The sequence below is a fragment of the Kitasatospora sp. NPDC058190 genome, from assembly GCF_042883685.1.
In the GTDB taxonomy this organism is placed as follows: Bacteria; Actinomycetota; Actinomycetes; order Streptomycetales; family Streptomycetaceae; genus Kitasatospora.
The window spans coordinates 64168-77414 of the sequence record NZ_JBHVVI010000007.1; the positions used below are offsets into that span (position 1 = coordinate 64168).

General features: G+C 73.6%; 9 protein-coding genes. 5 read left to right on the plus strand and 4 right to left on the minus strand.

All coding sequences use genetic code 11. The annotated features are described in order from the left end of the window. Nucleotides 1–392: 392 nt before the first annotated feature. From acs to ACFVWU_RS05070, 3 genes are all read right to left on the minus strand, one after another. A complete protein-coding gene (acs, locus tag ACFVWU_RS05060; RefSeq protein ID WP_387615766.1) occupies nt 393–2348 on the minus strand; it encodes an acetate--CoA ligase in 1956 nt (651 codons plus the stop codon). A 242-nt stretch (nt 2349–2590) separates the two neighbouring features. Next, nucleotides 2591–4966 carry a SulP family inorganic anion transporter gene (locus tag ACFVWU_RS05065; protein ID WP_387615769.1) on the minus strand — a complete coding sequence of 792 codons (2376 nt, stop codon included), beginning with the start codon at nt 4964–4966 and terminating at the stop codon, nt 2591–2593. 427 nt (nt 4967–5393) lie between these two features. Continuing rightward, on the minus strand, nt 5394–6413 hold the full coding sequence (locus tag ACFVWU_RS05070; protein ID WP_387615772.1) for an ATP-binding protein: 1020 nt from the start codon (nt 6411–6413) through the stop codon (nt 5394–5396). Between the two features lie 219 nt (nt 6414–6632). On the opposite strand from ACFVWU_RS05070, the gene ACFVWU_RS05075 reads away from it, so the two are divergent. After that, nucleotides 6633–7523, plus strand: coding sequence for an oxidoreductase (locus ACFVWU_RS05075; RefSeq protein WP_387615775.1), 891 nt, complete (start codon nt 6633–6635; stop codon nt 7521–7523). A 347-nt stretch (nt 7524–7870) separates the two neighbouring features. Here the strand turns inward: ACFVWU_RS05075 and ACFVWU_RS05080 are convergent, their stop codons facing one another. Further along, entirely contained in the window at nt 7871–8668 is a 798-nt protein-coding gene (locus ACFVWU_RS05080) for an HAD family hydrolase (RefSeq protein ID WP_387615958.1), read from the minus strand. Nucleotides 8669–9493: 825 nt separating this feature from the next. Here ACFVWU_RS05080 and ssd point away from each other — a divergent pair. The 4 genes from ssd (at nt 9494) to ACFVWU_RS05100 (ending at nt 13143) form a co-directional block, all read left to right on the plus strand. Further along, nucleotides 9494–10618, plus strand: a complete 1125-nt coding sequence (ssd, locus tag ACFVWU_RS05085) for a septum site-determining protein Ssd (protein ID WP_387615778.1) — start codon at nt 9494–9496, stop codon at nt 10616–10618. 83 nt (nt 10619–10701) lie between these two features. Then, nucleotides 10702–11967 carry a TadA family conjugal transfer-associated ATPase gene (locus ACFVWU_RS05090; protein ID WP_387615781.1) on the plus strand — a complete coding sequence of 422 codons (1266 nt, stop codon included), beginning with the start codon at nt 10702–10704 and terminating at the stop codon, nt 11965–11967. A gap of 14 nt (nt 11968–11981) precedes the next feature. After that, the gene (locus tag ACFVWU_RS05095; RefSeq protein WP_387615784.1) at nt 11982–12113 is read left to right on the plus strand and encodes a hypothetical protein; all 132 of its coding nucleotides are present in this window, start codon (nt 11982–11984) and stop codon (nt 12111–12113) included. Nucleotide 12114: 1 nt separating this feature from the next. Beyond that, nucleotides 12115–13143, plus strand: a complete 1029-nt coding sequence (locus tag ACFVWU_RS05100; protein ID WP_387615787.1) for a type II secretion system F family protein — start codon at nt 12115–12117, stop codon at nt 13141–13143. Nucleotides 13144–13247: the final 104 nt, after the last annotated feature.

A 13247-nucleotide genomic window follows, 5' to 3' on the forward strand; every position in this document is an offset into this window, starting at 1 on the left:
ACCAGACTTCCCGGCGCGCCCTGTGACGCCCGGATTCCTGCTCAAGGATCTTGATGCGTCCTTAACAGTCTAACGGGACGCCCGAGTGACTTCCGGATTGTCCTATCCAAGGACTTAAGCCCTAGGGGCTGGTTCTGCACTCCTGAGGCGCAACCGCCCGACACCCGAACGGCCTCAGTCGCGTGCAGTCGGGTGAACGCCTCCCTGTCGTCGGTCGTGGGCGCCGCCCGGTCAGGGTCGGCGCGATTCGCCCTCCCTTCCTGTAGGAGGCGCGACCGTGCCCGGTCGCGGCATCACCGTGCCCGAACCGGACGACGACGAGGCCCCGGGCGGTGGTGTCCGCCCGGGGCCCCGGTCACCGCGCCGGCGTGTTCAGCCGGCGCTCAGCGGGTTCAGCTGTTGCCGCCCGACGGCGGCAGCTGGGCCTGGATCTGGCTCATCACCGTGCTGTCGGCGAGGGTGGTGGTGTCACCGACCTCGCGGCCCTCGGCGATGTCGCGCAGCAGGCGGCGCATGATCTTGCCGGAGCGGGTCTTCGGCAGTTCACCGACCACCTTGATCTGCTTCGGCTTGGCGATCGGGCCGAGCGTGCGGCCGACGTGTGCCCGCAGCTCCTCGACCAGCTCCGGGGTCTCGGTGACGCCGCCGCGCAGGATCACGAAGGCGACGATGGCCTGGCCGGTGGTGGCGTCGGCCGCGCCGACCACGGCGGACTCGGCCACCGAGGAGTGCCCGACCAGGGCCGACTCGACCTCGGTGGTGGAGATGTTGTGGCCCGAGACCAGCATGACGTCGTCCACCCGGCCGAGCAGCCAGATGTCGCCGTCCTCGTCCTTCTTGGCGCCGTCACCGGCGAAGTAGCGGCCCTCGAAGCGGGACCAGTAGGTGTCGATGTAGCGCTGGTCGTCGCCCCAGATGGTGCGGAGCATGGACGGCCACGGCTCGGTGAGCACCAGGTAGCCGCCGGAGCCGTTCGGGACCTCGTTGGCCTCGTCGTCGACCACGGTGGCCGAGATGCCCGGCAGGGCGCGCTGGGCCGAGCCCGGCTTGGTCTCGGTGACGCCCGGCAGCGGGCTGATCATCATGGCGCCGGTCTCGGTCTGCCACCAGGTGTCCACGATCGGGCACTCGCCGCCGCCGATGTGCTCCCGGTACCAGATCCAGGCCTCGGGGTTGATCGGCTCGCCGACGCTGCCCAGCACCCGCAGCGAGGAGAGGTCGAACTTCGCGGGGATGTCGTCTCCCCACTTCATGAAGGTGCGGATCGCCGTCGGCGCGGTGTAGAGGATCGTCACGCCGTACTTCTGGACGATCTCCCAGAACCGGCCCTGGTGCGGGGTGTCCGGGGTGCCCTCGTAGATGACCTGGGTGGCGCCGTTGGAGAGCGGGCCGTAGACGATGTACGAGTGGCCGGTGACCCAGCCGATGTCGGCGGTGCACCAGTAGACGTCGGTCTCCGGCTTGAGGTCGAAGACCGCGTGGTGGGTGTAGCTGGCCTGGGTGAGGTAGCCGCCCGAGGTGTGCAGGATGCCCTTGGGCTTACCGGTGGTGCCCGAGGTGTAGAGGATGAACAGCGGGTGCTCGGCGTCGTGCGGCTCGGGGGCGTGCTCGGTGGACTGGCGAGCGGTGATCTCGTGCCACCAGACGTCGCGGCCCTCGGTCCAGGCGGTCTCCTGCCCGGTGCGGCGGATCACCAGGACGTGGTCGACGCCGTCGACCTTGGTGAGCGCCTCGTCGATGGCCGGCTTGAGGGCGGAGGGCTTGCCGCGCCGGTAGCCACCGTCGGCGGTGATCACGAGCTTGGCCTGGGCGTCCTGGATCCGGGACGCCACGGCGTCGGCGGAGAAGCCGCCGAAGACCACCGAGTGGGTGGCGCCGATCCGGGCGCAGGCGAGCATCGCGACGACCGCCTCGGCGATCATCGGCAGGTAGACGGCCACCCGGTCGCCCTTGCGGACGCCGAGCTCCAGCAGCGCGTTGGCGGCCTGCGAGACGTCGTCCTTGAGCTGGGCGTAGGTGATCGAGCGGCTGTCGCCGGGCTCGCCCTCGAAGTGGATGGCGACCCGGTCGCCCAGGCCGTTCTCGACGTGGCGGTCGACGCAGTTGTAGGCCACGTTGAGCTTGCCGTCGGCGAACCACTTGGCGAACGGCGGGTTGGACCAGTCGAGGGTCTCGGTCGGTTCGACGGCCCAGCTCAGGCGGCGGGCCTGCTCGGCCCAGAAGCCCAGGCGGTCCTCGGAAGCCTGCGCGTACGCGGCCGCGGTGACGTTGGCGGCTGCGGCGAGCTCTGTCGGCGGGGCGAAGCGCCGCTCCTCCTTGAGCAGGTTGGCCAGGCTCTCGTTGCTCAACGCGCACTCCTCATCGAGTCATGATCTGGGGCGATCCCGTGCGTGGGGAACGTCCCGTGTGTCCCAGCGCACAGCTCACCAGGCGAACGGGGCACTTGACAAGAGGCTCTTGGGAATTGGTGTAGACCTTTGACCGATCGTCGAACGGCCGACCACGCGTTCCGCCGCACCAGGGCGGCGGAACGCGCAGCGGCAGGTGGGCCCGTGCCCCGGCCCGCCCGGCGGGGACACGGACCCGGCTTTCAGGCGGCCAGCCGGGGATCCTCCCCGCTGCCCTCGGCCGGAACCCGGCCGTCCTGTCCCACCTGTTCGGCCGAAACCCCGTCGGGCCGGACCTCCGTGCGGGCCTCGACCGGGCTGAACGTCCCGGCGGCTCGGTCCAGGACGTAGGCCTGGGCGGTGGCGAAGTCGAAGTACATCCCGACCAGCCGCAGGGTGCCCTCCTCGACCCGGCGCTCCACCGCGGGGTTCGCCATCAGCTGGTCCAGCTGCTGGACCACGTTGGTGATGCAGAGCTGCTCCGCGAGGTCCACCACCGGCCGGTCGGCGAACTCGGCCGGGGCCCGTCGGAGCCGGTCCAGCGAGCCGCGGCCGTTGCGCAGCCAGCGGGTCAGCGGGGTGGGCGGTCCGGGGCGCTCGTGCACGCCGTCCAGCAGGGCCTTCATCGCGCCGCAGCCCGAGTGCCCGCAGACCGTGATCGAGCGCACCTCCAGCGCCTCCACCGCGTACTGCACCGCGGCGGCCACCGAGTCGTCGGCCGCGCCGGGCTCGAAGGGGGCCGGCACCAGGTTGCCCACGTTGCGGACGGTGAACAGGTCGCCCGGGCCGCTGTTGGTGATCATGCTGGTGACCATCCGGGAGTCCGCGCAGGTCAGGAAGAGCTGCGAGGGCGTCTGCCCCTCCCGGGCCAGCCGGGCGAGCTCGGGCCGGATCAGCGGGGCGGTGTGCTGCTGGAACACCCGGACGCCGTCCAGCAGCCGGCCGTGCGGGTCCTCCTGCTGCTCGATGCAGTGGTGGCCGACCCAGGGCGTCCAGGCCCGGCAGCGGTGCGGGCCCGGCGAACTGCCCGCGCGGACCGTGCCGTCGGGGTCGAGCACCTCGTCGTCCGGACGCCGCGTCACCATCGAGACCCGGCCGCCCGCGGCCTGGTGTCCGGCCCGCCAGTTGTGCAGCGTCTCGTACGCGGCGTGGTCCAGGAAGGAGCCGTCGTGCACCACGGTGACCTCGGCGTCCGCGGGGATCGAGGCCAGCACCCGGCTCAACCGGGGGACGGCGGTGAAGGTGAGCGGCCCGTGGGTCTGGACGGTGACCGAGCCGTCGGGGCCGGGCTCGACGTCCACATGGGCGCGGGTCAGCCGGTAGAGCGCGAGCAGCACGGCGGTGCCCGCGCCGAGCCCCACGCCCCACAGCACCCCGAAGCCCACCACGCCGAGCACCGTGGTCAGGTAGACCGGGAACTCCCGGTGCCGGTGCACCTTGCGGATGTGCGCGAAGCTCACCATTTGCAGCCCGACCACCAGCACCAGCGCGGCCAGGGCCGCCAGCGGGATCCGGCGCAGTCCGCCGGTCAGTGCCAGCGCGGCGGTCAGCACCCAGGCGCCGTGCAGCACCGAGGCCCACTTGGTCTGCCCGCCGGCCCGGACGTTGGCGGTGCTGCGCACGGCGCCGCCGGCGATCGGCAGTCCGCCGACCAGGCCGCTGACCGTGTTGGCGAGGCCCTGTCCGCGCAGTTCGCGGTCGAGGTCGCCGGTGCGCCGCGACATCCGGTCGACCGCGACGGCGGACAGCAGCGACTCCACGCTCGCGACGGCGGTGACGGTGAGGACGGCGGCGAGCACTCCGGTGAGCGAACCGTGCGGCAGCGCGGGCACGAGCGAGTGCGGTTGCCAGGGGGGCAGTTGGATGTGGGCGAGCCGTAGGTCCAGGGTGAGGGCGAGTGTGGTGGCGACGGCCACGGCGACCAGCGGGCTGGGCACCTTGGCCAGGCGGGCGCCGAACTCGCCCGCCCGGCCCGGGAGTCGGCCGAGCCGGGGCCAGCCCAGCAGTGTTGCCACGGTCACCGTGCCGGCCAGCAGCGCGGGCGGGTGCGGACCGGCCAACTGCCCGGGTAGGGCGAGGAGATTGGCGATCGCGGAGCTCTGCGGGGAGCCGCCGAGGACGACGTGCAGCTGCGCGATGGCGATGGTGAGCCCGACCCCGGCCAGCATCCCGTGCACGATCGCGGGTGAGACGGCGAGTGCCGTCCGGGCCACCCGGCGTACGCCGAGCAGGAGTTGGAGCAGCCCGGCGGCGACCGTGACGGCGCAGGTGGCCTGCCAGCCGTACTGGGCGACCAGCCCGGCGGTGATCACGGTCAAGGCGGCGGATGGGCCGCTGACCTGGAGCGGGGTGCCGCCGAACAGTCCGACCACGATGCCGCCCACGGCCGCCGCGACGAGCCCTGCGGTGAGCGGGGCGCCGGTGGCGAGCGCGATGCCGAGTGAGAACGGCACGGCGATCAGGAAGACCACCAGGGAGGCGGAGAGGTCCTGGGCCCAGCGGGCCCGGGAGCCGGGGCCCGGTGGCGCGTGGTCGGTGGTGTCGGAGGCGATGGGTGCACTGGAGATGTCGAGGGTCATGGTCTTCCCGTCTGTCCGGGGGAACGAACGCAGTCAGGTCCGGCGGTGAGTCCGGGGTGGGGCTCCGGGGCGGATCGGCTGTCGTGGGTCGCGACGGTGTGGCGGGATGGCGTGGGCGCGGCGGGGGAATGCGGGTGTCACCGACCGGCGTTGACCATCAGGCCCGCCAGGGGCCCGGGCGAGGTGCGGAATGTCTCGCCGAGGGCCGTCGGGACGGACCATCAAGACTCGGTAAACCGAGAGTAATGAAAGCTTTGCACAGCGTCCTTCCCGGTGGGAAGCGGAAAACCCCTTGGTTCACCCCATTGGGTGGTGTTCGAACCGACGGGAATCTGCTGGTGGCGCCGAACGGGGCCGGGATGGCGAACGGGCCGCCGCCTCCCCCGGGGTGAGGGGGAGGCGACGGCCCGTTCTGTTCGTGGCGGGGTCAGGCGGTGGCCCCGGCCGGGGCGGCCTGCCCACCGGCGGTCGCGAACTCGCCCGCGGGCTCGCCCAGCACGAAGTCCTCGTCCACCTGGGTCGCCAGGTCGATGCCGACCTTGGCGTTGGCCCAATTCTCCGCGTTGCGCCGGTGGAAGAGCACCGCCTGCTCGGTGTACCGGCGCGCGTCGCGCCGCCCGTACGCCGCCTCGGCCTCGGCACGCAGCAGCTCCAGCACTGCCCGGTTGGCCGGCTCCAGCGACTTCAGCGGCGGCTCGGCACCCTGCTCCAGGCGGCGCACCCAGTCCGACTGTCCGAAGGTGGTGAGCAGGTCGTCGCCGACCTCGCGGCGCAGGAAGGCCAGGTCGTCCGGGCCCTGCACCTTGTTGCCGATCACTCGCAGCTGCACGCCGAAGTCCTGGGCGTAGTCACGGTACTGGCGGTAGACGGAGACGCCCTTGCGGGTCGGCTCGGCCACCAGGAAGGTCAGGTCGAAGCGGGTGAACAGGCCGGAGGCGAAGGAGTCGGAGCCCGCGGTCATGTCGGTGACCAGGTACTCGTCCGGGCCGTCCACCAGGTGGTTGAGCAGCAGCTCCACCGCGCCGACCTTGGAGTGGTAGCAGGCCACCCCGAGGTCCTCCTCGGTGAACGCGCCGGTCGCCAGCAGCCGGACCGAGCCTTCGTCCAGCGCGATCGGGCGGGCGCAGGCGGCATAGACCGGGTTCTCCTCGACAATCCGCAGCAGGCGCGAACCACGGCCGGGCGGCGTGGTTTTGATCATCTCGTCGGCCGAGCGGATCAGCGGGTTGCTGCCGCGCAGGTACTCCTTGATCTCCGGCAGGTGCGTGCCGAGCGAGGGCAGCTCGGCGGCCTGGGCGTCCGTCAGGCCGAGGGCGGGGCCCAGGTGCTGGTTGATGTCGGCGTCGACGGCGATGGCCGGCCGGCCGATGGCGGCCAGGTGGCGGATGAACAGTGCGGACAGCGTGGTCTTCCCGCTGCCGCCCTTGCCGACGAAGGCGATCTTCATCTGGGGCTCCGGCTCTCGCTCTGGGCCCTGGGGGCGGGCCGCGTGCTCGGGGGGACGCGCGTGCCGAGCGCCCCTAACTGGAAATCGTTATCGTCTCCGATAGTGGCCATGCTAGCCGGGGTTTGGGTCCCGTCGAGGGAGGGAAGTGAGGATTGCCTCTAACGGGTGATGCGGGGTTGCTGTTCCGGGAGGGACCGCCTGTTCATTACTCTCGGGTAGGTGAGCACTGGAACAGATCCCCTCGCCCCGCTGGCCCAGCTCCCCGGGGTGCCCGACGCGGTCGCCGAGGTGCGCAAGGCCGTCGACCGGCTCTACGGCCACCGGGTGATGCGCCGCCGCGCGGCCGAGGTCACCTCCGAGTCCGCGCTGCGCGGCGCCCGTGCGTCGGCGGCCGTGGCCGGGGCCGACTGGTCGCTGGAGGAGGTCCGGCGCCGCACCGACTTCGGCGCGGACGCCGAGGCCCGGACGATCGGCGCGGCCCTGCGGATCGCCGCCGAGGCCGGCCAGCTGCTGAGCGTCTGGCGGCACTCGCCGTTGCAGGTGCTGGCGCGACTGCACCTGCTCGCGGTCGGCGACGCCGACCCGGCCGCCGGTCGGCCGCGACGGGCGGGGGAGGTCGCCGAGGAGTTGTTCCCGTTGGAGCTCGAGCCGGTGGACAGCGTCGAGGTCGACGTCGCGGTCGGGCCGGCGCCCGTGCTGCCGCCCGCGCCGGGCGCGGAGGAGGTCGCGGCCCGGCTGGACCAGCTCTCCCGGCTGCTGGTCGCCCGCGCGGAGGGTCACGGCGTGGGGACGCCGGCCCTGGTGGTCGCCTCGGTGGTGCACGGCGAACTGCTCGCCCTGCGGCCGTTCGGTGCGTACAACGGGGTGATCGCGCGGGCCGCCCAGCGGATCGTGCTGATCGCCGAGGGGCTCGATCCGAAGTCGATCTGTCCGGCCGAGGTCGGCCTGGCGGAGCTGGGCACCGACGCCTACCGGCGGGCCCTCGCGGGCTACCTGGCGGGCACGCCCGAGGGCATGGCGGCCTGGATCGCGCACTGCGGGTGGGCGCTGCGGCTCGGCGTGCGCGAGAGCACCGCGGTCTGCGAGGCGATGCAGCGCGGGATGGTCTGAGCGGGCGCCCGTGGACAGGAAGATGCGGCGGCACCTGATCCTGCTGGGTGCCGCCGCTGGTGCAGATTCCGGGTGACCAAGCATGCACCGGAAGTGCCGATCAGACGGGGATCCTGCCCGTTCGTCTGGTCCGGCGGCCCGACAGCGGGTCGGCTGCATGTGGGTGCCTGGATATCTGTACACGCGGTCCGTGGGCCTGAACTGCGTTGTCGGTTTGACCTCTTCGGTCCTGACCGGGTCTCGCGGGCCGTGCTTCATTTGTATCGCGTTTCGGCCGAAAGGGGAACCCGAAACGAGAAGTCTGTGCCGATTGCCCGTTTTGTTGGACTTTGTGCTGGCCTGGGGCCTCAGGCGGTGGGGCGGCGTCGGCGGGCCAGGTACCAGATGGCCCCGGCGGTCACGAGGGCCGTCCCGACCGCCACCGCGGTCAGCACCGAACCGCTCGGCGCGGAGAACTCGGGCAGCCGCCGCCGCAGTTCCACCGGCCGGTCGAAGACCAGCACCGGCCACTCCCGCGCCTGCGCCTCCTTGCGCAGCGCTCGGTCGGGGTTGACGGCCGAGGGGTGGCCGACCGCCTCCAGCAGCGGCAGGTCGGTGGACGAGTCGCTGTAGGCGTACGACTGGGCCAGGTCGTAGCCCTCCGTCTCGGCCAACTCCCGGATGGCGGCGGCCTTGTTCTCGGCGTAGGCGTAGTACTCGATCTCGCCGGTGTAGCAGCCGTCCTCGACGTGGAGCCGGGTGGCGATCACATGGTCCGCGCCGAGCAGCGCGCCGATCGGCTCGACCACCTCGGAGCCGGAGCTGCTGACGATCACCACGTCCCGGCCGGCCGCGTGGTGCTGCTCGATCAGCGAGGCGGCCTCGTCGTAGATGATCGGATCGATCAGGTTGTGCAGTGTCTCGGCGACGATCTCGCGGACCTGCTGGACGTTCCAGCCCCGGGTGAGCGCGGAGAGGTACTCGCGCATCTTCTCCATCTGGTCGTGGTCCGCGCCGCCGACCAGGAAGACGAACTGCGCGTACGCGCTGCGCAGTACCGCCCGACGGTTGATCAGGCCGCCCTGGTAGAACGGGCGGCTGAAGGCCAACGCGCTCGACTTGGCGATGATGGTTTTGTCGAGGTCGAAGAAGGCGGCCGCACGCAGCCCGCCCGGCCGGGGGCTGGCGGGTGCGACCGGCTCCCCGGGCCCGGTGGTGCCGCCCTGGGACTCGTCGGCGTGGTCGTCGGCGTTCTCGGTGGTGTCCACGGGAACCGAGGATAGAGGGAGCCGCAAAACACCCCGCCATTCGGCGTACTCGCGGGCGTGCGGGTTTGTGTTTCTGGCCGCTCGGGTACACCATGGAAGTCACGGATCGTTCGCGACCGTGCTAACCCGGTCCGGCTCCTCCCCCCCGAGTCGGGCTGTGGATAGACGACCCCCGCTCTCCCCCCCGGCGGGGGTCGTCGCACGTCCGGGGCCATTTTCAGGGCTTGAAAGTCCTTCGCGGCGGCTTCCGTGACCGCCCGGCCGACGGTGTACAGGGGGTGTCGACAGCTCGGCCCGTCCCCCACCTTTCGTCACTCTGCGTTGCCGTTTGCTCATGGCTCACACGGCCCACGCGGCTGGTTCCGATCGGCTCCGCCGGACCGCCGCGGTGAGGTGCGCGGAAGGCTGCGAGGGGGTGTCGGGAGAGTGTTCGGCCGGGGTGCGGTGAGTGGCCGGTTCATCTCCGTGACCCCCTTTCGTCAATTCTTCGCCGATTAGCCCCCCGCCCGGGTGAACGTTTTCATCCACAACCCACGAGTTATCCACAGGTAATCGGAACGTGGATGACGGAATCCGGATCTCCCCCCACCGTGATGGTCGGCGGCGGTCGCCGGGCAGGGCCTCATCCCCTTCCTCTCCGGAGGTCTGCCGGGCGACCGTCCGCCGCAACCGTCCGAAGCGCGCCCCGCCCCTGGTGGCCGGTGGCGCAGAGGGGAGAACACCATGTCGACGCCGATCGCCGACCACCTCACCACCGAGGGCCCCGAGGCCGCCGGGCCGCTCGTCGTCACCGAGGACGAGGGCCTGGCCGAGCACCTGCTGCGGCTCTGCGCGGCGGCGGGCACCGAGCCTCGGCTGATCCGCGGCGCGCCGCCGACGCGTGAGCTGTGGGAGGGCGCCCCGCTGATCCTGGTCGGGGACGACCAGGCGGAGCGCTGCGCCGGACTGGGCAGGCGCGGCGGGGTGCTGCTGCTCGGGCTGGACCTGGACGACCCCGGGGTGTGGGTCAGAGCGGTCCAACTCGGCGCCGAGCACGTGCTGTTCCTGCCCGATGCCGAGGCCTGGCTGCTCGACCGGATCGCCGACGCGGCCGAGGGCGTCGGTTCCCCGGCGGTCACCGTCGCCGTGCTCGGCGGCCGGGGCGGGGCCGGGGCCTCCACGCTGGCCTGCGCCCTGGCGGTCACGGCCGCGCGCACGGGTCGGCGGACCATACTCATCGACGGCGATCCGCTGGGCGGGGGCCTGGACATCCTGCTCGGCGGTGAGACGGCCCGCGGGCTGCGGTGGCCCGACCTGGCGGGTTCGCGCGGGCGGGTCAGCGGGGCCGAGCTGGCCCGCGCGCTGCCGGCGCTCAAACGGCTCTCCGCGCTGTCCTGCCTGTCCTGGGACCGCGGCGACACTCTGACGGTGCCGCCGGAGGCCATGCGCAGCGTGCTGGCCGCCTCCCGGCGGCGCGGCGGGCTGGTGGTGGTCGACGTGCCGCGCCATCTCGACGCGGCCGCCGGGCAGGCGCTGGAGCAGTCCGACCTGGCCCTGCTGGTGGTCCCGGCCGAGCTGCGCGCCGTGGCGGCCGCCGACCGGGTCGCGGCGGCGACCCGGATGCGGCTCGGGGACGTCCGGGCCGTGGTCCGGCCGGTGCGCGCCGGCGGGCTCCCGGCGCACCGGATCGCCCGCGGGCTGCGGCTCGACCTGGCCGGGGAGTTGGAACCCGAGCCCGGTCTCGCCGAGGACGTCGAGAAGGGCGTCCCGCCCGGCATCCGGGAGAGCGGCCCGCTCGCGCGCTTCTGCGCGACCTTCCTGAACGAGGTACTGCCGCCGGTGCCGGCGGTCGGAGGAGGTGTGTACTGATGGTCCGTCTTCGCAGAACAGGCCCTCGGGGTGGTGCCCCGGGCCCGGGCGACGGTGCGCGGGAGCACCGGCCGCTCAGGAGCGTGCCGCCGCCCGGCGGGCCGCCACAGGCCGGGCACGGGCCCTGCCCGTACGGTCGGACGGCCCGCGAGGAGCGGACGGCGGAGCTGGTGGACGCGGTGCGGCTGCGGCTGGCCGAGTCGGGGGCCGCCCCGACGGCGGGATCGGTCGCGGCCGTGCTGCGGGCCACCCGGCCGCCGCTCGGCGGGGACGAGGTGCTGGACACCGTGCGCTCGCTGCGCGCCGAACTGGTGGGTGCGGGCCCGCTGGACCGGCTGCTGGCGGCGCCGGACGTCACCGACGTCCTGGTGAACGGCCCGGACGAGGTGTGGGTCGACCGTGGCGGCGGTCTGCACCGAGCCGCCGGAGTCCGTTTCGCCGACGCCGAGGCGGTGCGGCGGCTGGCCCATCGGCTGGCCACTGCGGCTGGGCGGCGCCTGGACGACGCCCGGCCGTGGGTGGACGCCCGACTGCCGGACGGCACCAGGCTGCACGCGGTGCTGCCGCCGATCGCGGCCGGCTGCACCCACATCTCGCTGCGGGTCTGCCGACCCCGGCCCTTCACGCTCGACGAGCTGGTGGCGGGCGGGGCGCTGCCGCCGGAGGGCGCCGACCTGCTGGCCGGCATCGTGCGGGCACGGCTTTCGCTGCTGGTCTCCGGTGGGACGGGCTCGGGCAAGACCACGTTGCTCGCGGCGCTGCTCGGCCTGGCCGGGCCGGACGAGCGGATCGTCGTCGCCGAGGACTCCGCCGAGCTGCGACCGGCCCATCCCCACGTGGTCCGGCTGCAGAGCAGACCGCCCAACCAGGAGGGCCTGGGTGAGTTCACCCTGCGGGACCTCGTCCGGCAGGCCCTGCGGATGCGGCCGGACCGGCTGGTGATCGGCGAGGTCCGCGGCGCCGAGGTGTCGGACCTGCTGGCCGCGCTCAACACCGGGCACGAGGGCGGCTGCGGCACCGTCCACGCCAACACGGCGGCGGACGTGCCGGTCCGGCTGGAGGCGCTGGGCTCGCTGGCCGGGCTCGACCGGCCGGCGCTGCACAGTCAACTGCGGGCCGCGCTCGACGTGGTGGTGCACCTGGTCCGGGATCCGGGCTCGGGCCGCCGCCGGGTGGCGGAGATCCACACGCTGGCCGGGGACCGCGACGGGCTGGCCGTGACCACTGCGGCGGTGGCCTTTCCGGCGACGGGCGGCCTGGTGCCCGGGGCGGGCTGGGAACGGCTCGTCGGTTTGCTGGCGGCGCGCGGGGTGACGCTCGGAGTGCCGCCCGGGGCGGGGCCGTTGTGAGCGCGGTGGTGATCGTGGCAGCACTGTCGGCAGGCGGGGCGGCGCGGGAGTTGCGGTTGGTGGAGCTCGGGTTCGTGGCGCTGCTGACCGGATGCGTGGTGGCCGCGTTGGCACTGCTCGGGACCTGGGGCAGGAAGGGGCGATGACATGGACGGCGGCGATGTGATGCGAAGTCAACTGGCGCTCTGTTGGACGGCGGTGTTGTTCCTGCTGGCGGCCGCCGCGTGGCGGGCCGTGCAGGAGCAGTTGCCGGGCGGGCGGCGCTCCAGACTGGTGCTGGCGGGCAGCGGGCCTCCGGTGGGCGGGCCGGGCCCGGAGGCGGCGGGGCGTGCGAGGGCTCGGCTCCCGGAGCTGCTGGCACCCGAACTGCTGATGCTGCCGGTGGGGTTGGTCGCCGGGCAGGCCGTCTCCTCGCCGGTGCCGGTACTTGCGGCCGTGCTGGCCGTCCTGCCGCTGCGAAGGTGGCGGCTGCGGCGGCGCATGGCGGTGGAGGCCGGGCGGCGGGCCGCGGCCGTGGTGGAGTTCTGCGCCGCGCTGGCGGGTGAGTTGCGCGGTGGCTCGACGCCGGAGCAGGCGCTGCACCTGGTCACGGCCCGGCTCGCGGCGGACCCGGACGGGCTGCGCCGGCTCGGCGAGGAGCCGGTGGCCCGGCTGGCGGCGGGCCGCTACGGCGGGGACGTCCCCGCCGCGTTCCAGCTGCTGGCCGAACTGCCGGGCGGCAGCGGGGCGGCGGCCGTCGCAGCCTGTTGGCGAGTCGCCTCCGACGGTGGGTCGGGGCTGGCCGCCGCGCTGGACCGGGTCGCGGAGGCGCTGCGCGGCGAGCGGGCGCTGGCGGAGGAGATCGCCGGGGAACTGGCCGGGCCGCGGACGACGATCGCCGTCCTGGCCGCCCTGCCGAGCGCGGGGCTGCTGCTGGGCGGCGCACTCGGGGCCCGTCCGCTGAACGTCCTGCTGCACACGTCGGCCGGGCTGGGCTGCCTCGTGGCGGGCGCGGCCCTGGAGGGTCTGGGCGTGCTCTGGACGGCCCGCATCGTCCGGGCGGCGGCCCGGGGAGCGCTGGAGCCTCCTCGGGGGCCCGGGGGCGGTGCTCAGGCTCCGGGGGCAAGGGAGCGCGGCGGTGCGCGTCGAGGGCTCGTCTGGGCGCGGGCGCTCGGCGGGGGAGCGGGGGCCGGGTGATGCGGGGCTTCGAGTGGGCGGTGGCCGGGCGCGCCGTGGTGGCGGCAGTGGCGACCGTGGTGGCGCCGGTGCGGGGCAGAGCCAGGCGGCGGGCGTCCGCCTGG